The sequence below is a fragment of the Pararhizobium arenae genome (assembly GCF_001931685.1).
Classification (GTDB): Bacteria; Pseudomonadota; Alphaproteobacteria; order Rhizobiales; family Rhizobiaceae; genus Pararhizobium; species Pararhizobium arenae.
Genome location: NZ_MOOY01000003.1, coordinates 366,684 through 390,154, shown reverse-complemented (window position 1 = coordinate 390,154; position 23,471 = coordinate 366,684). Strand labels below are relative to the sequence as shown.

General features: G+C 61.7%; 25 protein-coding genes. 12 read left to right on the top strand and 13 right to left on the bottom strand.

Features of this window, described 5'->3' with window-relative positions; translation table 11 throughout:
• Nucleotides 1–295: 295 nt before the first annotated feature.
• A complete protein-coding gene (locus tag BLX89_RS08470) occupies nucleotides 296–1,438 on the bottom strand; it encodes a phage portal protein (protein WP_075290208.1) in 1,143 nt (380 codons plus the stop codon).
• A 241-nt stretch (nucleotides 1,439–1,679) separates the two neighbouring features.
• On the opposite strand from BLX89_RS08470, the gene BLX89_RS24780 reads away from it, so the two are divergent.
• The gene (locus BLX89_RS24780) at nucleotides 1,680–1,823 is read left to right on the top strand and encodes a hypothetical protein (RefSeq protein WP_198935132.1); all 144 of its coding nucleotides are present in this window, start codon (nucleotides 1,680–1,682) and stop codon (nucleotides 1,821–1,823) included.
• A gap of 103 nt (nucleotides 1,824–1,926) precedes the next feature.
• Nucleotides 1,927–2,049, top strand: coding sequence for a hypothetical protein (locus BLX89_RS25325; protein ID WP_280950569.1), 123 nt, complete (start codon nucleotides 1,927–1,929; stop codon nucleotides 2,047–2,049).
• A gap of 45 nt (nucleotides 2,050–2,094) precedes the next feature.
• On the opposite strand, the gene BLX89_RS08465 is transcribed toward BLX89_RS25325, so the two are convergent.
• Together BLX89_RS08465 and BLX89_RS08460 are read right to left on the bottom strand one after the other, a co-directional pair.
• Nucleotides 2,095–3,534 (bottom strand): DNA-packaging protein, encoded by a 1,440-nt coding sequence (locus BLX89_RS08465; RefSeq protein ID WP_425348603.1) that lies wholly within the window; start codon nucleotides 3,532–3,534, stop codon nucleotides 2,095–2,097.
• 241 nt (nucleotides 3,535–3,775) lie between these two features.
• Complete coding sequence (locus BLX89_RS08460; RefSeq protein ID WP_075290207.1) at nucleotides 3,776–4,375, bottom strand: hypothetical protein; 600 nt, start codon at nucleotides 4,373–4,375, stop codon at nucleotides 3,776–3,778.
• Nucleotides 4,376–4,588: 213 nt separating this feature from the next.
• On the opposite strand from BLX89_RS08460, the gene BLX89_RS08455 reads away from it, so the two are divergent.
• The 3 genes from BLX89_RS08455 to BLX89_RS08435 all read left to right on the top strand — a co-directional run bounded on the left by BLX89_RS08455 (nucleotide 4,589) and on the right by BLX89_RS08435 (nucleotide 7,302).
• Nucleotides 4,589–5,572: an IS1595 family transposase gene (locus BLX89_RS08455; RefSeq protein WP_075290206.1), complete on the top strand. Its 984-nt coding sequence runs from the start codon at nucleotides 4,589–4,591 to the stop codon at nucleotides 5,570–5,572.
• A 678-nt stretch (nucleotides 5,573–6,250) separates the two neighbouring features.
• A complete protein-coding gene (locus BLX89_RS08445; RefSeq protein ID WP_075290204.1) occupies nucleotides 6,251–6,694 on the top strand; it encodes a hypothetical protein in 444 nt (147 codons plus the stop codon).
• A gap of 293 nt (nucleotides 6,695–6,987) precedes the next feature.
• Nucleotides 6,988–7,302, top strand: a complete 315-nt coding sequence (locus BLX89_RS08435) for an MmcQ/YjbR family DNA-binding protein (RefSeq protein WP_075290202.1) — start codon at nucleotides 6,988–6,990, stop codon at nucleotides 7,300–7,302.
• A 34-nt stretch (nucleotides 7,303–7,336) separates the two neighbouring features.
• Here BLX89_RS08435 and BLX89_RS08430 read toward each other — a convergent pair whose 3' ends face one another.
• Nucleotides 7,337–7,810 (bottom strand): YcgN family cysteine cluster protein, encoded by a 474-nt coding sequence (locus BLX89_RS08430; RefSeq protein ID WP_075290201.1) that lies wholly within the window; start codon nucleotides 7,808–7,810, stop codon nucleotides 7,337–7,339.
• A 123-nt stretch (nucleotides 7,811–7,933) separates the two neighbouring features.
• Here BLX89_RS08430 and BLX89_RS08425 point away from each other — a divergent pair, with 123 nt between their 5' ends.
• The 3 genes from BLX89_RS08425 to BLX89_RS08415 are packed head-to-tail and all read left to right on the top strand — an operon-like array spanning nucleotide 7,934 to nucleotide 11,348.
• A complete protein-coding gene (locus BLX89_RS08425; protein ID WP_075290200.1) occupies nucleotides 7,934–10,162 on the top strand; it encodes a transglycosylase domain-containing protein in 2,229 nt (742 codons plus the stop codon).
• 60 nt (nucleotides 10,163–10,222) lie between these two features.
• The gene (locus BLX89_RS08420; protein ID WP_075290199.1) at nucleotides 10,223–10,810 is read left to right on the top strand and encodes a DUF1214 domain-containing protein; all 588 of its coding nucleotides are present in this window, start codon (nucleotides 10,223–10,225) and stop codon (nucleotides 10,808–10,810) included.
• Entirely contained in the window at nucleotides 10,803–11,348 is a 546-nt protein-coding gene (locus tag BLX89_RS08415) for a DUF1254 domain-containing protein (RefSeq protein WP_075290198.1), read from the top strand. Before BLX89_RS08420 ends, BLX89_RS08415 begins: the two co-directional genes overlap by 8 nt.
• Before the next feature lie 87 nt (nucleotides 11,349–11,435).
• On the opposite strand, the gene BLX89_RS08410 is transcribed toward BLX89_RS08415, so the two are convergent.
• Entirely contained in the window at nucleotides 11,436–11,615 is a 180-nt protein-coding gene (locus BLX89_RS08410) for a hypothetical protein (protein WP_143523550.1), read from the bottom strand.
• A gap of 371 nt (nucleotides 11,616–11,986) precedes the next feature.
• On the bottom strand, nucleotides 11,987–12,280 hold the full coding sequence (locus BLX89_RS08405; protein ID WP_075290196.1) for a hypothetical protein: 294 nt from the start codon (nucleotides 12,278–12,280) through the stop codon (nucleotides 11,987–11,989).
• Between the two features lie 355 nt (nucleotides 12,281–12,635).
• Here BLX89_RS08405 and BLX89_RS08400 point away from each other — a divergent pair, with 355 nt between their 5' ends.
• A complete protein-coding gene (locus BLX89_RS08400; RefSeq protein WP_143523568.1) occupies nucleotides 12,636–13,484 on the top strand; it encodes an SH3 domain-containing protein in 849 nt (282 codons plus the stop codon).
• Nucleotides 13,485–13,712: 228 nt separating this feature from the next.
• A complete protein-coding gene (locus tag BLX89_RS08395; protein ID WP_075290422.1) occupies nucleotides 13,713–14,768 on the top strand; it encodes a DUF2336 domain-containing protein in 1,056 nt (351 codons plus the stop codon).
• Nucleotides 14,769–15,033: 265 nt separating this feature from the next.
• Here the strand turns inward: BLX89_RS08395 and BLX89_RS08390 are convergent, their stop codons facing one another.
• From BLX89_RS08390 to BLX89_RS08375, 4 genes are all read right to left on the bottom strand, one after another.
• Nucleotides 15,034–15,381, bottom strand: coding sequence for a DUF1491 family protein (locus BLX89_RS08390; protein WP_075290420.1), 348 nt, complete (start codon nucleotides 15,379–15,381; stop codon nucleotides 15,034–15,036).
• A gap of 62 nt (nucleotides 15,382–15,443) precedes the next feature.
• Nucleotides 15,444–16,889, bottom strand: a complete 1,446-nt coding sequence (locus BLX89_RS08385; RefSeq protein WP_075290194.1) for a methyl-accepting chemotaxis protein — start codon at nucleotides 16,887–16,889, stop codon at nucleotides 15,444–15,446.
• Nucleotides 16,890–17,012: 123 nt separating this feature from the next.
• On the bottom strand, nucleotides 17,013–18,029 hold the full coding sequence (locus BLX89_RS08380; RefSeq protein ID WP_075290193.1) for a peptidoglycan-binding domain-containing protein: 1,017 nt from the start codon (nucleotides 18,027–18,029) through the stop codon (nucleotides 17,013–17,015).
• Complete coding sequence (locus tag BLX89_RS08375) at nucleotides 18,001–19,587, bottom strand: sensor histidine kinase (RefSeq protein WP_083637385.1); 1,587 nt, start codon at nucleotides 19,585–19,587, stop codon at nucleotides 18,001–18,003. Before BLX89_RS08375 ends, BLX89_RS08380 begins: the two co-directional genes overlap by 29 nt.
• A 584-nt stretch (nucleotides 19,588–20,171) precedes the next feature.
• Between BLX89_RS08375 and BLX89_RS08370 the strand changes: the two genes are divergently transcribed.
• Both BLX89_RS08370 and BLX89_RS08365 read left to right on the top strand, forming a co-directional pair.
• Nucleotides 20,172–20,651: a DUF5330 domain-containing protein gene (locus BLX89_RS08370; protein WP_075290418.1), complete on the top strand. Its 480-nt coding sequence runs from the start codon at nucleotides 20,172–20,174 to the stop codon at nucleotides 20,649–20,651.
• A 110-nt stretch (nucleotides 20,652–20,761) separates the two neighbouring features.
• Nucleotides 20,762–21,202 carry a SufE family protein gene (locus BLX89_RS08365; protein ID WP_143523549.1) on the top strand — a complete coding sequence of 147 codons (441 nt, stop codon included), beginning with the start codon at nucleotides 20,762–20,764 and terminating at the stop codon, nucleotides 21,200–21,202.
• 40 nt (nucleotides 21,203–21,242) lie between these two features.
• Here the strand turns inward: BLX89_RS08365 and BLX89_RS08360 are convergent, their stop codons facing one another.
• From BLX89_RS08360 to BLX89_RS08350, 3 genes are all read right to left on the bottom strand, one after another.
• Nucleotides 21,243–22,067, bottom strand: coding sequence for a DUF6456 domain-containing protein (locus BLX89_RS08360; RefSeq protein WP_075290191.1), 825 nt, complete (start codon nucleotides 22,065–22,067; stop codon nucleotides 21,243–21,245).
• The gene (locus tag BLX89_RS24990; protein ID WP_245292782.1) at nucleotides 22,057–22,548 is read right to left on the bottom strand and encodes a helix-turn-helix domain-containing protein; all 492 of its coding nucleotides are present in this window, start codon (nucleotides 22,546–22,548) and stop codon (nucleotides 22,057–22,059) included. Before BLX89_RS24990 ends, BLX89_RS08360 begins: the two co-directional genes overlap by 11 nt.
• Before the next feature lie 318 nt (nucleotides 22,549–22,866).
• Nucleotides 22,867–23,298 (bottom strand): Ros/MucR family transcriptional regulator, encoded by a 432-nt coding sequence (locus BLX89_RS08350; RefSeq protein WP_075290190.1) that lies wholly within the window; start codon nucleotides 23,296–23,298, stop codon nucleotides 22,867–22,869.
• Nucleotides 23,299–23,471: the final 173 nt, after the last annotated feature.

Below are 23,471 nucleotides of genomic sequence, written 5' to 3'. Positions count from 1 at the left end.
TTGCGGCAATCAGCTCGCAAGCTGATTCAAGTCCTTCACAGATTGATTCCAGTTTGGCGCGGCCTAGATTCACCTCGCCGCGGTAGTCATTTGTTTTTAATAGCAATATTCCAAAAACGAGGCAGACAGGGCAAACTCCGGGTGCCGCGCGACACCCCCCTCTGTCCCTTCGGGACATCTCCCCCTCAAGGGGGGGAGATTGGCAAGAGGCAGCTCCTTGCTCCCGATCTCCCCCCTTGAGGGGGAGATGTCGGCACAGCCGACAGAGGGGGGTATGGCCGCAAACTCCAAGCCCTCAATACCCCACAGCCCGCCGCTTCTCCTCGTCGCTCAAGAACGCCGCATCCTTCAGCCGCGCCCAGACCTCGTTGCGCTCGCCCGTCAGCCCCGCCACCTGATCCAAATCCGGCCGCAACGACACCCCTTCGCCGTAGAGATCAGACAGCCACCCCGAAAGCGCCGCCGCCGTCCGCATCACCAGCGGCAACACCGTCAGCCGATAAAACGCCCGGTTCGCCTCCTGATAATTGGCATAGGTGTTGTCGCCGGGTATCCCCACCAGCATCGGCGGCACCCCGAAGGCGAGCGCGATATCCCGCGCCGCGCCGTTCTTCGCCTCGACGAAATCCATGTCCTTTGGCGAAAGCCCCATCGCCTTCCAGTCGAGCCCGCCCTCGAGCAACAGCGGCCGCCCCGCCCGCGTCGCGCCGGAGTATCCCTCCTCCAGCTCGCTCTTCAGCCGGTCGTACTGATCGGCGGAAAGATTGCCGCCCTCCTTGGGCTGATAGACCAGCGCGCCGGAAGGCCGGGCAGAATTGTCGAGCAGCGCCTTGTTCCAGGTCGCCGCCGCATTGGAAAGATCGAGCGCCATCTGCGCCGCCGCCAGCGGCGGAAAACCCAGATGATCGTCCAGCGGATGAAACAGCTTCAGATGCAGAATGCCGCCCTCTCCGGCGGCAAAGCGCCGAACGCGACCGCCGATCCGGTATTCGTAGCCCTCCGGCCACCCGTCCCGATCCTCCAGAATGCGCACCCGGTCGGGCCGCAAAAGATGCAGCTCCCGCGGCTCCGCCCCGATCCGCGCTGCTTCGACATAGGCATTGCCGGAGAGCATCAGGTGCCCGTAGAGCGCCTCCAGAAAGTCCGCCCCCGCCATCTGCCCATTCGGCCGCGCCAGGAGCGACAGCGCCGGATGCTCGGCAATCTCCTCGTCCCCATCATAAAGCAGCAACGGCACCGCCGCCGAAGCCTCCGCCACCATCCGCACGGCCCGGTAGGCGACCGGATTGCGCTGGTATCCCTGCTCCGACAAGGCCCGATAGGACCGCCCCGTCCAATGCGCCGCCGCCTCGTGCGCGACGGCGATAAAACCGGAGGCTGCCTTCGCCTCGCGCGCGTCATCCTGCCGCCGGAACATCTTTCGCAACGGGTTCTTCATCGACCATCCTTCCGTGAAAATTCAAGATCGCGAGCGCGACAGATCAACCGATCCGTCACGCCAGGCCTGCAAGCATCGACCTGTGGAAACTCCAATTTCCACTTTAACCATGGCCGAAGTTCTAATCGATTTAATGCATTTCAATCGTTTAAACTGTTTAATGCCCTGATTTACTTCGGCTTTGAGATGTGACAGGACGATTACAACAATATGATATTGTTTCTCTTGGAGGAGATGCTGCATGCAGAACACCGGCAAGGCCACAGCCGAAACCGCCGCCGTACCTCAACACCTCGTTGATCGTTTCGAAAACGAATGGCGCCAGATGCGCACCAGTGCAGCCGAAACGCCGAAGCCCGCCTTCATCACTCCCGATAAGCGCTGATCGAAAAATCCGAAACACGCCGGAACCATTCGCGGCGTGCAGAGTTTCAGGCCCGGCCCATTTGTGGCTACACCGCATTTGCGTTTGAAACAGGAGTATCGCGATGACCAAGCCAGCATCCTGGACCGTATCCCGGGAACTCTTCGACCGTTTCGAGAACGAGTGGCGCCAGATGCGCGAAGGTGCATCCGAGGAAAAGCCGGCTCGTAAGGAACCGGCCGAGTAGCCCCAATCGTCCGTCAGATTATGAGAGGCAGCGATGCCTCTCTTTTCATATTCCCCGCACGCGCGGCTCCCCGTTTCCTTCCAGCATCAGCGCCGTCAGCGCCCAGACGAGCGCATCCAGCCTGTCCGGTGAGCGCCCGTTAGACAGCCCGTCCGGTCCGAAGTCGCACATCTGGTCGGTCAGATCGGCAAAAGCGCCGGCATGCACCACCCGCCCCTGCTCGTAGAGCGCCGCCACCGGTTCGGCCCGCAGCCACTTCCCGCGCGTCGCCCGAACCGTCGTCACTGGCAGTCCGGCATCGATCCCGCGCAGCACGGCTGACACCATCTCCCCGCCCTGGTTCACCTCCGCCACGACCCGATCGGCATCGAACCGCCGGAAGGCGCGCACCACCGCAGCGCCCCAGCTGGCAGGGCTTGCGCCTTCCACCGAACAATCCGCCAGCACCACGCCGCGCCCCGTCCGGTCGAGCCCCGCAACCACAATGCCGCAACAGGAACTCGGCCCGATGCCAGCGGGCGGATCGACCGCCACGACAATCCGCTGCAGCGGCCCGCACTCGCCCAGCGCCCCGCGCAACGTCAAAGCCTCGAGCGCCGCGCGAGACCAGAGCCCGTCCTCCCGGTCGGCGATCATCTCGCCGTCCAGCTCCTGCCGGCCCAGCCGCGTGCCGCTATAGCGCCCGGCCATAGCCTCCAGAAACCCCGGTGCGAGATTACCTGCATTGTCGAGCGTGCGGATGCGCCGCATCACCGTCGTCGACTCCGCCATCAATTTCTTCAACAGCGGCAGAGGACGCGGCGTCGTGGTAATCATCAGCCGCGGATCACTCCCCAGCCGCAAGCCAAACTGCAGCATGTCGAAAGTCTCCTCAGCATGCCGCCATTTCCCCACCTCATCGGCCCAGGCATAATCGAACTGCGGCCCGCGCAGGCTTTCGGGGTCTTCGGAGGAGAAAATCTGCGCCACCGTGCCGTTCGGCCAGACAAGCCGTTTGCGCGAGGCCTCGAAATCCGGCCGGTTTCGCCGCGCGATCCGGCAGATACCGGAGATGCCATCGATCATCACCTCGCGCGCATCCCCCAGCGTCTCCGCCACCAGCGCGATGCGCAACGGTCGCCCGCCCGGCATCGTCGCCAGCCCCTGCACCCACTCGGCCCCTGCCCGCGTCTTGCCCGACCCGCGCCCGCCCATCAGCAGCCAAACCCGCCAGTCGCCGGCGGGAGGCTTCTGCTCCAACCGCCCGCTCAGCCGCCAGTCGGCGAGAACGCGCCGATAGAGTTTGCGCTGGTCCGGTTGGTGATCCGCCGCCGCGTCGCCATGTGCGGCTTCAAGCTTAGGAGCCGGACTGTCCTCACTCCCGCCAGCCTCTTCTCCCCCCGAGCGACGAGACGGTGCCGAAGGGACGGATGAGAGGCAGCCGTCCACAAATTCCGTATTCGCCGCATCACCCCCCTCTGTCACTTCGTGACATCTCCCCCTCAAGGGGGGAGATTGGGAGCGAGAGGCCACCCCTTGCCGATCTCCCCCCTTGAGGGGGCGATGCCCGACAGGGCAGAGGGGGGTATCGTCCGACGAACTCTGAACGGGCGAATCCGTCTCCTTGTCACCGATCAAACTCGCTCCGTCCGCATTTTGCCGAGAAAACCCAGCAAGCCTCTCACTCAAACCCCGCCCCGCCTCAACCGCCCGACAGAGCGCATCGCCCAGCCTCCCCATGCCATCTTCATGCTGCGTGGCAATCTTTTCTGCCCGCTGCACCACCGCCTTGGTCTTCCGCCTCGCCGCTCGGCTCTCCATCCTTCCCGCCACTCCCGTCGTCCCCGCCGGGACCGGCAACTTTTTCCCCCCGGGACCTGGCAAGCTCTTCAGCCCGCTGCTCGACGAGAGCGTCGAAGTGGGCAACAAGCGCCTCGTAGCTTTCATCGGCGCCTGCGGCTTCGGCCTCGACTCGTCGGTCATGGGCAATCGTCCTCTGCAGGCTGTCGATCTTTTCGAGCGTGCGGATGATCAGCGACATCGCCTCGAGGCTCGCCTTCGCATCCGCCTGCACCGCCTTGCGGTCGATCCCCTCCTCGCCGAGCGCCTCCGTGGCTGCCTGCCGCAAGGCCTGAAACTGCTGCAACTGCTGCTTCAGTTCCTTGGTCATGCCGTTCAGCATGTCCTGCAACTCGTCGAGCGGCGAAACCGTGTTCTGGGACTTGGTGTCCAGCACCACCCGCCCCGCGACATCCGCCAGCCATTCATCGCGACCAGCGCCGTCATAGCCCGGCACCGACGGCCAATAGCCGAAGACGTCCGGATCGAAATCCAGATCAGCAATCATCCCCGATGTCCTCAAAAGTTGAGCGGCGCCAAACCACGCCGCGCAAATACAAAAGGCCGTCGCATCCTCCGATGCCCCGGCCTCATCCGCAGTTTTTCGACTGTGCCATAACCCTATCAAAGCACCGTCACGGCGTCAAGGATTATTTTCCTAATTATATACTTGACGTACCACGAAAGATTTTGTACAACGAAATCAATCGAGGGATTAGCCATGTTCGACCTGACAAACGCCATTTACACCGACGCCGAAAAGGCCCGCGAACACCTTGAGTCGATCCATTGGCCGAACGGCCCTATCTGCCCCCATTGCGGCAACTCCGATCAGCAGACGATTACCAAGCTGGCTGGCAAGTCCACTCGCCCCGGCGTCTACAAGTGCAACGCTTGCCGCGATCCTTTCACTGTGACCGTTGGCACCGTTTTCGAGCGCTCCAAGATCGCCCTGAACAAGTGGGTACTTGCTACGCACCTAATGGCCGCTTCAAAGAAGGGCATGAGCGCCCACCAGCTTCACCGCATGCTTGGCGTCACCTACAAGACTGCTTGGTTTATGGCCCATCGCATTCGCGAAGCCATGAAAGAAAACGTAAAGTCTTCCGGCCCTCTCGGCGGCGAAGGCAAAACTGTTGAAGCCGACGAGACTTATATCGGCAAGCGCGAAACCCCTGCCAAGCTTTCCCGTGGCCGTATCGCCACCCCGACAAAGAGCGGCAAGGCTGGCGGCGCACAGAAGCGTGTCATCATTGGTCTTGTCGAGCGCGGCGGGAAGGTTCGCACCTTCCATATCAATCACGCCACCAAGGATAGCGTTCGCGAAGTCCTCGTCCGCAACGTCACCCGCGAGACGAACCTCATCACCGATGAAAGCCGCCTTTACACCGAGACTGGCAGGGAATACGCCAGCCACAAGACAACGAAGCACTCCCGAAAAGAATACGTCCGCTATGAGGACGGCTTTGCTATTCATTCGAACACAATCGAAGGCGTCTTCTCAGTCTTCAAGCGTGGCATGATCGGCGTATATCAGCATTGCGGCGAAGCCCATCTTCATCGCTACCTTGCGGAATTCGATTTTAGGTATAACCGCCGCGCCGCCTTGAAAATTTCAGACGCAGAACGCGCAGAAGACCTGCTTCGCAATGCTCGCGACAAGCGGCTGACCTATCGGCGGACTAACGAAAGCGCTCACGCCTAAGCAAAAGGCGCGCAAAATTCTGTGCAAACGACGAAAATTAGCGCGGGATAAGTAAGAAACTCCTGATTGAATCTCTTTAACGGGTCTTGTCGAGATCGTTCTCGTTGCGTTCCAATGGAAACGGCGGCGAATTGTGGTGATTCGCCGCCGTCAACGTAACCAAGCCACAGGACGGCTCGATATGCTTCCATTGCAGACTTTAAGCCTGAGGGCAGAGTCGTCAAGTCATCCTGTGGCATACACAGGAGATAATCCACCATGGCCTTATACAAGAATGGCAATGAGCTATCACACTCGACTTCGGCCCAATTCGATGCAGTTCACTTGCCTGGGGCGAAAGTGCCGCACTCTGGAATATACCTCTGCACAAATTGCAGAGATGAAGTCGCCTGCAATGCGGGCGACCCATTTCCACCTCAGAACCACCGCCAGCACTCGACCACTAAGGGCGATATCCGCTGGAAACTTCTGGTTCAGACCCAGAATGGCCCGCCAAATTAACTCTTAACGTCGCCCCGGCTTGTACCAGATGTATGAGCCGGGGAGTCGTCCTTTGTATTTCTAGGTAGCCGCTTCTTTGGCGGAGATTCCAAATTTCTTGGTTCCGGCGGCGTCTTCAGCATGCGCCGAAGAACCTCGTCACCCTTCTTTTCGTCAACCTGTTTTTCGGAATCACTCATGGATCACTTCACCGACATTAATAACTTGGAGGACTACCCGGATGTCGCAGCGGCGCTCGGCAATATGGTTGTGGCATGGGCAGACGCAGAAACAGCCATGGTTTTCGCACTTGCCGCCGTTATGGGCTCAAGCGCGAACATGTCTATGATGGGATATTATCGAATCCCGACTTTCGAAGCCCGTGTAAAGTTCATCCTTGCGCTGGTCGATGAATGGGAAACAGATAAATTCGACAGGCCAGAGATCGCCAAGGCCATAAAAAGTATCAGCGGCATATCCGGGACGAGAAACGGCTGGGTTCATGGCATATGGTCAGCCAATAAGAACACCAAAGAACTAGTTGTCTTCAACCTCAGGGCTAGAGAGGGCAACGGCAGGATGAAGCCTGTGAAAGCTCACGATATCCTCGACCACTGTAACACTCTTCGGACAACACGCTAAGCGTCTCAGGACTCTGTTACCCGGCATCGAATAGCGGCGTAGATTTCCGCCACCATTTCCCTGTCCATTCCATCTCCACATGCGCTGTCAGGGCAATACCTCAACAATACGTCAACGCCCGCATCGATAGCGCCAGAAGGTAGCTTTTCAACACTCTCAATCACCGGCCTGTCACGCTCGGGAATCATGCCATTTCCAATCTTGGTACGTCAAGTATATAATTAGGATTATTTTCCTATGTAGGCAAATTTTCTTTTCATTGCGCACCGGCGGATTCATGTTACCCTTCAGCCATGAGGACGGAGGACCTGGAAAAGCGGGCCTTGAGCCTGCCGGGCGCGGTGGAGAGCGCCCATTTCGGCAAACGCGATTTTCGCGTCGGCAAGCGCATCTTCATGACCCTACCCGAGCCCGGCCGCGCCGTCTTCAAGTTCACGCCCGACCAGCAGCGATTCCTGATCGAAACGGAACCCGGCCTCTGCTCCGCCGTCCCCGGCGGCTGGGGCGCAAAGGGCTGGACCTCGGTCTATTTCACCGAGGCCGACGAAGACATCATCGACAGCGTGATGGAAACCGCCTGGCGCAATGTGGCGCCGCAAACTCCGTAGTCCCTTCTCCCCGCCTGCGGGGAGAAGGAAAAAACTACGCCCTCGCCTTGCTTTCCTCGCCCACCGTCAACGGCCACTCCACGATATAGTCCTCGTAGTCATCGAGCGCGACATCATCTTCGCTCACCGTCCGCCCGCGCGCCGAAATGCCGGCGGCGTGCACCGTGTCGGGATCGCCGGATACCAGCGGATGCCACCAGTAGAGGTCGTGTCCGTCGCGAACCAGCCGGTAGCCGCAGGTCGGCGGCAGCCAGGAGAGTTCCGCCACCATCTCCGGCGTCAGTTGCAGACAGTCCGGCACGGTCGCCTGGCGGTTCGGGTAGTCGCGACAGCGACAGCTCTCGCCGTCGAGCAGCGTGCAGCCGATATTGGTCCAGGCGATCTCGCCCGTATCCCAGTCTTCCAGCTTGTTGAGACAGCAGAGCCCGCAGCCGTCGCAGAGGCTTTCCCACTCCGCGCCCGTCATCTCGGCAAGCGATTTCGTTTTCCAGAAGGGCTCGGCCCCCATCACATATCGTCTTCTTTTTGAGGATATCTGCTGGCAGTCTACAAAAGATTGCCGGTTTTTTAAGGCTGTTTACCGATACCGGCGTAGATTGGAAACCCGCCCCGTGCAAATATCAGGGTGCTCATGACATCAGGCGATCAGGACATTCAGACCGTGCAGGAAGATACCCCGGAGGAAACTCCCGCCAAGAAGCGCCATATCCTGCTGCGCATCGATTCCTGGATCGATTCGACGGTGTGGAATGCCGGCTTCCGCCTTGCCGTCTGGTGGGAAGACATCACCATCTTCTTCCGCCGTTTTCGCGTACGCGGCTGGAAGAAGGCGCTGTTCGAGGTGCTCGGCGAGGGCATGACCTGGGGCACGGTCGGCGCCGTTCTGATGCTGGCGCTGGCGCTGCCCGCCTTCGAGGAAACCAAGGGCAACTGGCGGGCGCAAAGCGATTTCGCCGTCACCTTCCTTGATCGCTACGGCAACGAGATCGGCCACCGCGGCATCATCCACGAGGATTCCGTCCCCATCGACGAACTGCCGGATACGCTGATCAAGGCCGTGCTCGCCACGGAAGACCGCCGCTTCTTCGATCATTGGGGCATCGATTTCCTCGGCCTCGCCCGCGCCATGACCATCAACGCCCAGGCCGGCGGCGTCGTGCAGGGCGGCTCAACGCTCACCCAGCAACTTGCGAAAAACCTGTTCCTGTCGAACGAGCGCACCATCGAGCGCAAGATCAAGGAAGCTTTCCTCGCCGTCTGGCTGGAATGCAACCTGTCGAAAAAGGAAATCCTGCGCCTTTATCTCGACCGCGCCTATATGGGCGGCGGCACATTCGGCGCGGCAGCCGCCTCGCAGTTCTATTTCGGCAAGAACATCACCGATATCAATCTGGCCGAAAGCGCCATGCTTGCGGGTCTTTTCAAAGCACCGGCCCGCTACGCCCCGCACGTCAATCTGCCCGCCGCCCGCGCCCGCGCCAACGAGGTGCTGACCAACCTCGTCCAGGGTGGCCTGATGACGGAAGGCCAGGTCATTGCCGCCCGCCTCACTCCGGCAACGGTCGTCGACCGCGCCAAGGTCAGTGCGCCGGATTTCTTCCTCGATTGGGCGTTCGACGAAGTCCAGCGCATCGCCGCACCCTTCGCCCAGCATTCCCTCATCGTGCGCACCACCATCGACATGGGCCTGCAGCAGGCGGCGGAAGAATCCGTCGAATCCAGCCTTCGCCAGTATGGCGAAAGCTACAAGGTCAAGCAGGGTGCCTTGGTGATGGTCGAAAACGGCGGCGCCGTGCGCGCCATGGTCGGCGGGCGGGATTATGGCGAAAGCCAGTTCAACCGCGCCACCAAGGCCCTGCGCCAGCCGGGCTCGTCCTTCAAGGTCTATACCTATGCCGCCGCGATGGAAAAAGGCTTCACGCCCGAATCGACCATCAGCGATGCTCCCGTCACGTGGCGCGGCTGGTCTCCGCAAAACTATGCCCGCTCCTATTCGGGCCGCGTGACGATGCTCACCGCGATTGCCAAGTCGATCAACACCGTCCCCGTGCGCCTTGCCAAGGATGAACTCGGCACCGAGATCATTGCTGAAACGGCAAAGAAAATGGGCGTCGAGACGCCGATCCGCACCGACAAGACCATGCCGCTCGGCACCTCGGAAGTCACGGTCCTCGATCAGGCGACAGCCTATGCCGTCTTCCCCGCCGGCGGCATGCAGTCGCGCCGCCACGGCATCAGCCAGATCCTGAACTACGACGGCGATATCCTCTACGATTTCGGCCGCGACGCTCCGCCGGCCAAGCGGGTGCTGTCAGAACAGGCCAATGCCTCGATGAACTACATGCTGACCCAGATCCCGATCATCGGCACGGCCCGCAAGGCCGCCCTCGACCACGGTATCGTGACAGGCGGCAAGACCGGCACGACGCAGGCCTATCGCGACGCCTGGTTCGTCGGCTTCACCGGCGATTACACCACCGCCGTCTGGTTCGGAAACGACGATTACACCTCGACCAACAACATGACCGGCGGCTCGCTGCCCGCCATGACCTTCAAGCGCCTGATGGATTATGCCGAACAGGGCATCGAGCACCGCGCCATCCCAGGCATCGAAAATCCGCTGCCCGATCCGAGCGCGGACACGTCGGTGGAGACCGCGAAACCCGATGACAACGCGCTGCCGCCGCTTGTCCGTCCCCGCTCTTTGTCCGCGGACGTCACCCGTCTCCTGAAATCGATCGGCGAAAAGTTCGACAAGGCGTCACCGCTGAAAATCCCTGCCTCCGGCAAGATTGCCGAAGCCGGCACGCCGCCGGCGCGGAAGGGCGCAAGAACGGAGGCCAGCAACATTGCGAACTGAGCAAGCAAAATCGTCTCCGCTATCCACGCCATCGTCTGACCTGACCACCCGGTAAAGCTGTTGTTTCGCGTTCCCCTCCTCATCGCTCTCGCCCTCTCGATCACCTTCGGTGTCGGCATCCTCTCAACGGTGTCGGCTCTCAAGGCGACGGTCGGTTTCGGCGCGATCGCGCTTGGACCGTGGATCGCCTTCCCCAATGCCCAGACAGCCGATACCGATCCCTATGCAAAGGCCCACCGCGCCCGGGCGGGAAAACTACTTTACGGCGGCGCGGAAGGCCTGCAGTTCACAGCGACAACGGACGACAGTGGCGAAACGCTCAACACCGCCTGCAGCTACGAGATTTCCGGATTAACGCCACCCGCACGCTTCTGGACGCTCTATACGACCACGCCGACCGATATGCCGCTGAAGGCAACCCCGGATTTGCCGGGCGGTCTCAATGCCTGGACGGTGCTGCGCAAGGCCGACACCTCGTTTGTCATTCACGTTTCAACAACCGCCCGGCCGGACAACTGGATTGCCGTTCCGCGGATCGGTGCCTTCAAGCTGGTTCTCACTTTGCTGGACACGCCCGCCGCCGGCTCGTCAGGCGTCATCGATCTTTCCATGCCGAAGATCGTCAGGACGGGTTGCGGCAATGTTTAGGATCCTGTTCGCCATCGTCGCCGGCCTTGTCGGCGCTGCGCTATTGCACATCGTCATCATTCTGGCGCTGCCGCAGTTCACAGGCAAGGACGCCTATAGCCGGGTGCTCGGGCTGTTCGAGATGGACAGCTTCTTCTCGTTGACCAACGAGCCGGGCGCGACCGGCCTTGCCAATGAAGACCCGTACCTGCGCGTTGCCGTCTGCGCCTTTTCCGTCAACAACGGACCGACGCGCTTCGTCGCCCGCGGCCGCGTGCCGTTCTGGTCGTTTGCGGTCTATGATGAAAATTCGAACGAGGTCTTTTCGATGAACGATCAGACCGCCGTCAACGGCAATCTCGACCTCGTTGTGGCCACGCCAATCCAGCTCGTCGAGTTGCGCAAGACGCCAGCGGAGGCGCTTTCCCAGTCGATTTTGGTCCAGATGTCGGGAGAGGATGGCTACGCCGTGCTGAGAGCTCTCGCGCCAACGCCCAGCTATGAGGAGACCGCGCGTAATTTCCTGACTGAATCCAGCTGCCAGACGCTACGACCCTGATTGAACCAGTGATAACCGCGATCCCGGTCGCGCCCAAACGAATAACGCCACACCTCACAAGAGCGTCGCAGAAACTACGACCGCTCTTCAGTGCGTCTTGCCGTTATGAAGGGATGCGCCACGCTCGGCCACCTCTTCCTTGTCCAGACGCTCGTAGCGAATGCCAGTGAAAAGAAGGATCGTGGCGTCCTTGCCGGCCGCTACATCCGCCGGCATCCTGCGCGCAAAGCGCGGAAGGCGCTCCTCGATGCGTATGATGTCTGCCATTCTCATCTCCATCGGAAATTGAGACGGATGAACTACCGTACAAATTTCACCCTGCCCGCTTCACGGGCCGGCGCACGTCCTTTTCCGGACATCTGCGCCTTTCTCGTTTCTGCTCCTTTTCCGGACCATCCGGATTCGTAACAAACTCAATCAGTCTTTCGACTACGCCCTATTTCAGCCACACGATAGTTAATGGCGCCTTAACGGTCAAAACCCTAGGATTAGCGATAGGCAAATATCGAAACACTGGCCGGCGGAACTGATTTGCAAATGATCTGCATCGCCCCGAAAGCAGAAGCACTATAGGGCCTTTTTGAGAATGGCGGTGTTCCATTGGGAACCCCGCCGATCACAACTTCGAAATCTTTCGCTCAGCGCCGTGCAAGCAAGCCGAGAACGAAGGAGAAGCCGGCTACGGCCAGCAGCGTCGTTACCGGCTCTTCACGCACCTTGTTGCGCATGCTTTCCACCAGCACTTCGGCTTCCGACTGGGCAACCGCCTTGGCGCCGCTTCCGATCGCGCTGAGGGAATCGGTCAGCCGCGCGATTTCCGAGCGCAGCTCGGCAATCTGGCTGTCGAGCTCGGCGCGGGCTACCGTCGCTTCGACTTCGGCCTCGACCTTTGCGGTTTCTTCGGAGACGGCTGCGAATTTCTTTTCGACCATGATGGGAGCTCCTTACTGGATCGGCTTGGTGGATCGTGCGGTTCGAGTGACTGGGTTTATCGCCCGGATTTGAGAATGCGAACGCTTTGTCTCAAGAACGCGGTCTCTTCCCAATGGTTCCCGCCTCCTTCACACCGATTTTCGCCGCGGGAACGAAGCGCTCGTTCGAACGTTATCAGTGCGCCCGTCGCACGCAAAGAGAGCGAACTGAAGCTGCGATCTCAAAAAAAACACAAAAACAAGAACTTCGTTACCGCGTGTCGGCCAATGAACCTAGAGGCCGATGAGGGATGACTGGAACCACCCTAATAGAGACATTCGGAGAAATTCAGTGAAGAAAATCCTCTTTGGAGCCATGACGCTGGTGGCGGGCCTGAGCCCCGCACTGGCGGAAGCTGCCGAGGGCTATGCCACGGCAAACGTCAACATGCGCTCCGGCCCCAGCACATCCTACCCCGCCGTCACCGTCATCCCCAACGGCACGCCCGTTGAAATTCACGGCTGCCTTGCCGATCTGCCATGGTGTGACGTCTCCTTCTACAACGGCCGCGGCTGGGTCGCAGGTCGCTATGTCCAGACGGTATACCAGCGCAACCGCGTCTACCTCGAACCCCGCTATTATCGCCCGCTCGGCATTCCGACAATCACCTTCTCGGTCGGCAACTACTGGGACCGTTACTACCGGGATCGCCCCTTCTATCGCGACCGCGACCGTTGGGATCGCGGCCCTGACCGCCGGCCGGACCGACGCCCGGATCGGGTGGACCGTGACCGGGACCGCCCGGATTGGGCCCGCCCCGGCAGAGATCGCCCGGATTGGGATCGTGACCGGGATCGGCCTGACTGGAACAGGGGACCTGACCGGATAGATCGCGACCGAGATCGGGATCGTAATCAGGCTCGCGAGCGCGAACGCGATCGTGAACAGGCACGCGATCGTGACCGCGAAAGAGATCGCGAGCAGGCACGCGACCGCAACCGCGAAAGAGACCGTGAACAGGCTCGCGACCGTAACCGTGACAGAGACCGCGAGCAGGCCCGTGATCGTAACCGCGACAGAGACCGGGAACAGGCCCGTGACCGGGACAGGAATCGCGATGACGCGCGCGACCGCAGCCGGGACCGCAACGACGCGCGGTCGCGTGACGGTGAACGGGAACGCAATCGCCCTCGCTGCGTGCCGGGCACACCCGATTGCCCCTGATATCCACGACATCGCATTCAAGGGCGGCTTCGGCCGCCCTTGCTGTTTGAGAATGCTTCATGGCGCAACACCGGCCCCATCGGTAAACCGGATGTTAACCATGAGGACGTACCGTCTTCCCAGGCGCGATTGCGCGGAAAATCATGGCTTCTCTCCAGCTTACGCCTGACTTTTCCCCATTGCGCCGGTCACCGGACCTGTTGGCGTTGCGTAAGAGTAGGTGTGTTCGTGTCGGAGCGGTTTCGCGAGTTGGAAAGTCCGGGCATCGGGCGGCGCAAGGATATTGTGCTGCTGGCAACCGTGACCAGCTTCGAAAGTCTGCGGCATCCGCGCAAGTCCGACCTTCACCAGTTCGCCGAACTTTTCATGCCGCTTTTTGAAGCGTCCAGTGACGAAGCGCGCCGTCAGGCGGCCGCCGCACTTTCCCGCTGCGCAAACGTGCCGGCTTCCGTCGCCCTGCAGATCGGCAGCGCCCCCATCGGCATTGCCGCCATCTTCCTGACGCGGGCCCCGGCAATCGACGACGCCACGCTGTTGCAGATCATCAACACCCGGAGCCCGGCCCACGCCACCGCCATAGCGCGCCGTGAGAACCTGTCCGTGAAGCTCGTCGATGCCCTCGTCGACAGACGTCAATCTTCCATCCCGATGGCCCGCCGTCCCGGACCCGCGCAGGCAAAAGCAGGCGCACCTTCCGAACAGATGTCCGTGCCGGAGATGCCGCGTCCCGACGAAGAAAGAGTGCAGCGTGAAGAACGGCTCCGCACCGAACTGAAGGCCCTCGCACGCCGGCAGACCGCTCCCGCCGATACCGAAATCGTCATCGAGCCAATCAGCGAATTAAACGCGGCGCTCCTCGTGCGTTTCGCCCGGCTTGCCGAAATCTATCTCTTCGCCTCGACGCTGACGAGCGCGATGTCGTCGAGCCCTGATCTGGCCGAACGCATGCTGCTTGACGTCTCAGGCCATCAGCTCGCAGTCGCGCTCACCGCGCTCGATATGCCCACGGATGATCTGCGTGTCGTCCTGCGGGTCTTCTACCCCGATCTTGACGAACGCCTCGGTGGCACCACCCGCAGCGAGATGCTGATCGCAGATCTTACACCGGAGGCCTGCCGCAAGCGGCTGCGTCACTGGCTTCAGCTGGACCGTGAAGAACACGGCCTTCAACCCCACCAGCCCTACTTCGCCGCCGACCGCCGCGCCGATCCGCGCGTCGCGAACCAGACGACCGCAACGCCGCAGCGCACCCAGCGCAGCGAACGATATCTGGCCCGGCGTTAGAGCGCTTCCTTGTTAAATGGAAACAATTCTGTTGGCTCAAACCGGCCTTCCACGCGAAGGTCGGCGCAGGGCGATGCCGACCCATCTCACAAGCCGGCCGACAAAGTGGAGGGCCGGTTTCAGCCAACCCTTCGGGCCGGATGAATTTCGGCCATTACCGTCGGCCGCCGTCTCGACCGCAGCGAAGGCTGCGTTCTTCGCCATCGTCCTCGGTTCTGGCCGAAATTCCTTCCGGCAGAATGGTTCCATTTAACAAGGAAGCGCTCTAGGGAGCCTCATCGCTGAGGGGGACGAGCGTTCCGATCTCCTCGACCTCGATCTCCACGACCCAACAATCCGGATCGAACCGCACTTCCCGCTCGATCAAGCCATCGATTTCGCCGGGATCGTCGGTTTCAAGCCGCTGTTCGAACAGGCGTCCGTCCTGTTCGCCATCGTCGAAAAAGCTTTGCGGCGCGGGAGCGTAGAGCGTCGCGCGACCATCGCGGCGGCGCTGCAGGACGAAAATCGCCCCCGCCTCGGCCGCCCCCTTGCGCAGAACGGCGGCATATTCGCCTGCGGAAAAAACCCGGCGAACAAGAGCGGAAACGAAAATATCGGATTTGATGCGCATGGCAGGGTGATACACGCGGGCGAGACGTGGCGCAAACCGCGCAATTTTTGCAAGCCTGGGCGTCAGACCCGGATCGCCAGCCGCAGTCCGCCCCAATGGCGTCCATGCACGAAGATCGGCGCGGAGATATCCTTCATGACCACGAAGTTGCCGGCGCCCATGTCGCGGCGATAGGTCTGAACGAGGAAAGGCTTGAGGCTGCGCCCGGCCGCAAGCCCCACGCGATCATTGAAAATCCGCCGGTTGCGGCAATTCGCCGTGTTCCAGTCGGTATCCCCGGGACGCTGCGGCTGTGAAAACTTGCGGTTATGCGTTGGCAGATAGCCGTTTTCGTCGATGGCCGCGCAGAAGGCGATGCGCTCGTCGTCGGTTGCCACCGGCTCGATCAGGGCAGGCAGGGCTCTGTCAGTAAATTCCGTAAAGCGCGTCATCATCTGCTGCGGGTCGCTGCCGGGTATCGGCCTGTAGTGCCGGTCAAAGAGCGCGTCCATCGCGATGATCCCCTGCGCCACGCTCTCCTCAAACAACGCGGATATGGCCTGCGCCGTCTCGCAGGCCCTGCGGATATAGGGACTATCGACCGTCTCGATGCCGGCGCTCGCCGTCACCTGTATGATCTTCTCGGAAACCGCGACAACCGAATCGACGCGGGACGAAGCCTTCTGCAACATGCCGCTGGAGGCGCGGATCTCTTCCGCAATGCCCGTCAGCGTATCGGCGAAAACCGCGTATTGCCTGTCGACGGCATCGGTCGTGCCGGCGACCGTGGAGGCGCTGTCGAGGATGGAAGACATCACCTTTTCCATGCTCGCAAAGGAGCCCTGGATTTCGTTTGCCTTGTTCTTGACGCCGGCTGCCGAGGCGGCGGCCTGCGTGCCGGCTGCGGTCAACCGTTCGATACGGCTGCGCAATACGCCAAGGGTCTTCTGGATCGAGGCTGTGGTTTCGGATGTCTGCAACGAAAGCGCCCGGACCTCGGCCGCGACCACCGCGAAGCCCTTGCCCGCCTCGCCCGCCCGCGCCGCCTCGATGGCGGCGTTCAGGGCCAGAAGGTTGGTCTGCCGGGCGATCGTGCTGATTTCGCCCGCGAACCGGTCGACATCGGCGAGCGCGCCGGAAAAGGAGTGGATTTCCTCGCCCATATCGCGGGTGGTCGAGACCATGTGGTCGATTTCGCCCAGCGACGCATTGAGGCGTTCTGCCTGCTCACCCAGCACCTGCCGCGCGCTGTTGGCGGAAGCGTCCGTCTCGTGCAGCGAGCGGACCACCTCGCCGTTGGCGGCGGCAATCGCGCGGGCCGTTTCTGTCACGCCGGAAAACGCGCTCGCGTGCCGCGCTGAAAGACCGGCGGCGTCCTGAATGGCGCCGGCGATATCGACGAGATCGACACCGAGGCCGGCCGCCTCCTGCGCGAGGGCGGAAACGACCTGCTTCAGATCGCCGTTTCCCGGTTGCTCTACTGCCTCGCCGGACTGCTGGCCTTCCTCGAACCGCACTGCCGCATCCATGTCCCATCCTCCCGCGATGATCGAAAGAGGCTAGTCGAGCATGGTTAACAAAGGGGAAAGACAAGAAGACTTACAACCGAAGCGAGACTAAAGTCGTAGTTTCGAACAGAAGCCCTGCTGCCTTTAGAGAGCGCCGATAGACTTCATCTTGCGCAAAACCACGTCGCTCGGCTCCCCCGTCGGCGGCAGGCGATAATGCTTCTCGAAATGGCGGATGGCGGCGCGGGTCTTCTCGTTGGCAACGCCATCGACGGTGACGTCGGCATAGGCGAGGTTTACCAGCCCCTGCTGGATACGCATCACCAGTTCGCTGGAGGCCGGAATATCCGCCTTGGGAATATATTGGGGATCGACATTCGCCTGACGGATCGCGGCTGCAACCGCGTCGAGTTCGCCCTTTTCGGCCTTGATGTTCTGGTACGGGCGCGCATCCGGCGTGGCCGCGACGGCGGCGGGTCTCGCAGCTGCGCGCAGGCGGGTCAGCAGCGCCTCGTTCGCCTCGCCGGTCACCGCGCGACCGCTCCTGCTTTCGAAGGCCTCGATCGCCGCGCGGGTCTTCGGCCCGAGCTTGCCGTCGGCTTCGCCATCGTACAGGCCGCGACGCGCCAGTTCCTTCTGGATGGCGGCAACCGTCTCCTGGCTTGGGCCGAGAACGGTCCCAGCATTCTCAATCAGAGCGGCAACGTCATCGGCATCATTGTTGTCGGCCTCCTCGACGGCCGGCAACGGTTGCGGCATGGCAGGGCGCTGCACCGCCGTCTGGGTCGTTCCGGTCGTTTCGGCCGTCTCAGCCGCGATCTCGTCTTCACGCTTGATGACGAAGGTGGTCACCTTCTTCGGATCGAGACCCGTCTCGTTCGCGCCCAGACTCGCCGGGTCGGGATAGGTTAACGGCAGGCGGGTCCGCAGGAACGGCGAAGGATGCGCGCCCGGCTGGTACCAGAGTGCGTTGGCCGCGACGAACGAGAAAACCACGATGAATGCAACCGAGCCGCCGACCACGCCGGGATTGCGCGCGGTGAGACGACCGGCCGCCATCAGGCCGCTGCCGGCAAGGCCAAGGCCCGCTATGGCCAACGACGGACGACGCTGTGCGGACTTGCGTTTCTTCTCAGGCTGTTTTCGCTTGCGCGGCGCCATGCTGCGGTTTCTCGCTGCTTCTTGCGGCACGCTGTGCGCCGTTCTTGTCGTCCTGATCTGCGGCCTCGCGATCCTTCAACCGCGGCGGAAACTCCACCATGGTCGCAGGCGGCGCCACGCGGTCGAGGGTCGCCTTCTCGCCGGTCAGCATGCCCGAGCCATCAAGCGGGATGGCAATGGTGATGACGGTGCCCTCGCCCGGTCGGCTGGCAATCTCGAAACGTCCGCCATGCAGCGCCACCAGACCCTTGACCAGCGACAGACCGAGGCCGGTGCCTTCATACTTGCGGGTGTAGTCGTTCTGTACCTGCACGAAAGGCTGGCCGATCAGCGCAAGCTTGTCTTCGGCAATGCCGATGCCGGTGTCGCTGACGGTCAGCAAAAGCATACCGCGCGCGGTTTCCGCGTCGATCGTCACAAGGCCGCCGGCATCCGTGAACTTGATGGCGTTGCCGACCAGATTGATCAGGATCTGATGGATCGCGCGTTCGTCGGCGTTGACCTCGCCCATGCCGCGACGGATGCGGCTCGTCAGCTGCACGCCCTTTTCGCGGGCCTGCAGGGCCAGCATGTTTTCACAGGCCTTGACGGCATCGGTCACGGGGAAGAGTTCCGGCATCAGTTCGTAGCGGCCCGCCTCGATCTTGCTCATGTCGAGCATCGTGTTGACGACCGAGAGCAGATGCGCGCCGGACTGGTTGATCAGCTTCACATATTCCCGCTGGCGGTCGTTCTCCAGCTTGCCGAAATATTCGCCGGACAGGATATCGGAAAAACCAAGGATCGCGTTCAGCGGCGTGCGCAGCTCATGGCTGACGGCCGCGAGGAAGCGGGATTTCGCCTCGTTTGCGGTTTCCGCAAGTGCTGCCTTGTGCGCCGCTTCGTGACGCAGCCGCGCTTCGGCGGAAATATCGAAGGACTGGACGAGGATCGAGGGTTGCGAGGCAGCGCCTGTTTCCGTGCCGTTCAGCGCCGTCATTTCGCAGCGCATATGCATGAACTGCTCGCCTTCGGCGGTCAGGCTGGGGCGTTCGAAGCGAATCTCGACCGTTGCCTGCCCTTCGCCCTGGCGCAGCCCATCGATCGCGGTTAGGAACAGCAGGCGGTCGGACACATGGATCTGCTCGATGAAACCCCGCCCTGCCGGGTCGCGCATCCATTGCAGGTAGCTTGCAGCGTCGCGGCCGTGAACCGCCAGCACCGTGCCGCGGATATCGTGCACCGTCACAAGGCCGGCAAACAGATCATAGGGTTCGCCATCCATCGCCACGATTGCCTCGACCGGTATCGAAACGCCCAGCATGCGCGCGCGTCCGCGCTGATAGGCAACGGTGGCTACGGCGCCGACAAGGGCGGACGATGCGACAAGGGCTGCCCCGACAGGCATGGCCAGCGAAGCGGGAAGAACGGTCGAAAGCGCGAGCGGAACGATCGGAAACGCAACAAGGGCGCAGGCGGCAACACTGCGAATGGCGGCAAACTCGCGATCTCTCGCCGGCTCGCCCGCAACGCGCGGCGGCAGCCAGAGGCGCGCGATGTCGTCCACCCGGGACGCCATCCTGCCGGCAATGTTACGCAATACTCTCACTTTCGACCCTGTATTCGTTTTCTTCAGGACCCGTCATGGGTGCCGTTATTCATGTGGTCGACAGGCTACCCGGCGCGTTCGAAAAAGACCATCGCGGACACGTCTGCCGACCCTTCGAATGTCGCACCGGCGACTTAATGAAAGAATAAGTGAGCAGCTGCGAAAGCCCGTCAAAACGGCTGAAAGTGCCATTCCGGGACGATTCGGAGGGGCTTTGTATTTTGTGGTTAATGGGGCGTAAGCATCGGATTTTAGTTGTCTTTCTCCGGAACGTTAACGCTTGTGGCAAAGCGGCTGACGCGAGAATCCCGGTGTCGAAGGGCGTTCAGCCGCAGCTGTGGCCACGATGCTTAACGGCGGTCGATAAAATGCGATGAAAATGCCGTTCAAATGCCATTGTTTCGAATTTTAAGAAAACACGGTGCAAATGCGACCGGTTTTCGCAAAGCCGTGTTTCGAACCCTCCCCTAATGTGGGATCACGAGGCAGCGGTACCGAGAAGCCGGCGAAGACCGGACACCGCCCGCTGCCAGTCACAGAGGATGGGCAAGACGATGTGGTTTCTGATCAAGGGAACGTTCTGGTTCTCGCTGGTGCTGGTGCTTCTGCCGTTTCTCGATGCGTCGAGCACGAAGACGCTGGAGACCGGGCCGAAGGTCGATGTCGGCGACACGGTTTCGGCCGCGACCGAAGCGTTCACCTATATATCCGCGATGTGCGCTGAGAAGCCGGACGTCTGCGAAAAAGGCGCCGAAACCTTCGTGGCGCTCGGCCACCGGGCCCGCGAAGGCGCCCGCATCGCCTATCAATTCCTCGATACACAATTTGCCGAGCCGGGCGATGCCGTCCTGACCGGAACGATCGCCGCTTCGGCCATGGAGCCCGCTGCAGCCGACAAGCCGGTGGACACCGCACCGGCGCAACCGACCCAATATGTCACCATCGACCCGACTGCGGACGCCGACGGCCTCCCCGTAAAGCGCATCCCTGTTCCGGAGAAGCGCGTCGAACCCAAGGCGTCAAACGCCGGGTGAGCCATTTGCCTGTTACTGCCTGAACTGCCGGTTTTCGGCCGCCGTGAGGAACGCCCATCCCTCACGGCTTTTTCTTTTCTTCGCACCCGCAATCCCCTATATGAACCGCCATGGATCAGATGAACACCACGGGCCTCACGCCGCTTTCCGAAATCATCGACAACTGCGCGTTTCTCGACGACTGGCAGGATCGCATGAGCTATGTGATCGAGCTCGGCCGCAAGCTGCCGGTCATGCCCGAGGAAGACAGGACGGCGGAAAACAAGGTGCAGGGCTGCGCCAGCCAGGTTTGGCTCGTGACCCAGGCGGATGCCGCGGACGATCCGGTCATGAGTTTTCGCGGCGAATCGGACGCGCATATCGTGCGCGGCCTCGTCGCCATCGTGCTTTCGATCTTCTCCGGCAAACGCGCCTCCGACATCGCCGGCATCGATGCGCTGGATCTCTTCGGCCGCATGGGTCTGATCGAATACCTGACGGCCCAGCGCGCCAACGGCCTGCGGTCCATGATCAAGCGCATCAAGGACGAGGCAGCCCGGCGGCAGGCCTGATTTTGCCCGCCCCTCGCCTGCTCCTCTGATTTGGCGTGTGTCAACGCGGCGATGTCACCGCGGCATCGCGCATGTCCGGCCGGTATCCCTCCGCCCCCCAGCGGTGTATCGCCTTGCCCTTCGCTGGCGGCTGGTAGTGGCGCGAGAGCGCCATCAGGGCCGTGCGCAGCATGAGCTTTGCAGACCGCGCCGGCCATTGCCGCTCGCGTTCCACCGTTTCCAGACCCTTTTCGAAGCAGCAGACATCGAGCGCCACGCCGCAGAGCTCGGGGCCGATCGCCTCCATCGCCCGCGCTACCCGTTCGCGGGCGGCAAGGGCCGTGTCGGAAAGATCGGCTGCCGCATTGCGCGCTCCGCCGCGCGGCGTTGCCGCAAGTCGCGGCTCGTAGATCATCGTCAGACGCGGCTGCAGCCCCGCCCGGACGAAATCCGCATGCAGCCGCTCGCCGGCGGCCAGCGCCTCGGGCGGCAGGAAGGCGGAACCGGATTTCTCCTTCAATCGCGCCATGGCGCCGAGCGGCGATTCGGCGCGGTTGACGCGGTAGCGCAAACCGCTTTCCGGATCGTTCATTTCGGCGAGATCGCGGTGCTGATCCTGAAAGCCGGTCTCGCGCGAAAGCTGGGCACGCCGCAGGAACGAGGATGCCGTAGGACTTGCGCGGACGCCGCCATCCACGCTCACCAGAAGCCCGCGCGCAAGGGCATCCTTAAGGGTCGCCACGGAAAAACCCGGTCCGCCCTCGGCTCCGATACGCACCCGGTCGCCTTCGAAGGCAAACTGCGCCGCCGCCCGCCGCGTTTGCCCGGCAACGAAACGCACCAGTTGCACGAGGTCCCTCGATTCCCGGTCACCGTTATCGCGCATCTTCGCTGCCCCCCGTGGCACCGAACACGGAAATCACAACCCGCTCGATCGCCGCGACGAACTCGTCATAGGCCTTGTCGTCGCGCCGGTCCTCCACCACGTTGCAGGCATGGCCAACCGTCGTGCGGTCGCGCCCGAAAGCCGTGCCGATATCGGTCAGGGACAACTGAAGAACCACATGGCAGATATACATCGCGATCTGGCGGATATGGCACGTCGCGCGGCGGCGATCGCGTCGCACCTGCACCCGCTCGGAGACCAGCATCACCATTTCCGCCGTCACCTGCCGCACGATCCGGCAGCGCACCTGCGCCGAAACCGAGAGGCCCACCGGGGAAGCGCAAACGGCTTCCGATTCGCCGGGGATCACCTGCGATTTGAGTTCGAGTCCGCCGGATAACGAGCGCGCGGGCGTGGGCAAGGACCGGCTGCGGCGGCTGGCAGACGGGGGTTGCGGGAATTCCTGAGGGACAAAGCGCATGACATACTCCTCTTAAAATAGGAATTATTTCATACACCCTAGGGATTAAGCGGGGACATGGGAAGCCGCCAAATCACAACTAAATGCTGTTTTCGCTCAGTTTTCCGGTTAACGGCTGAAACAAAATAGGTATTTTTTCCTCTACCATCGAAAGATTTTCCGCCGGCTTATGGTCACGGCAGAAACGAGGAGATACCCGCAGGAGAATGTGAGAGAGGGGACATGGGGGCCGCTGAGCGGCAGGCCGGGCGATGGTCGCGGGCCAACAGGCGGGAACCGCCGCCCGTCCCCCAAAGGGAGGCGGGCGGCGCAAAGAGCTTACTTGGAGCCGCGCTTGCGGCGCTGGCCGAGGCCCATTTCCTTGGCAAGACGCGAACGCGCTTCGGCATAGGCCGGCGCGACCATCGGGTAATCGACCGGCAGTTCCCACTTGTCGCGGTATTCTTCCGGCGACAGGCTGTGATGGGTCATCAGATGGCGCTTCAGCGACTTGAAGTTGCCGCCACATTCTAGACACGTAATCTGGTCGTCCTGCACCGACTTGCGGACGGAGACGGCCGGCTTCGGTTTTTCAACGGCAACGGCAACCGGAGCCGGGCTACCGGTATTGTTGAGCGCGGAATGCACGTCGCCAATCAGGGTCGAAAGTTCAGCCACGGGGACGACGTGATTGCTGACGTAAGCGGCAACGATTTCTGCGGTGAGTTCGACGAGCAGATCATGCGCCACGCCAGTCTGGATATCCGTCATATTCTTCTTCTCCTATCGGAATCGAGATGCGCCGCGACGGGTTTATCGCGGCAGCCATGTTTATTGTTGTGAAAGCGCCATAAGCCGGCAAGCCATGTTGCGACAAGGCACAGGCATGCTTCCGCACGCCGCGCGAGCAACACGAGAACATCGTTCCAGGTCGAAGCAACCTC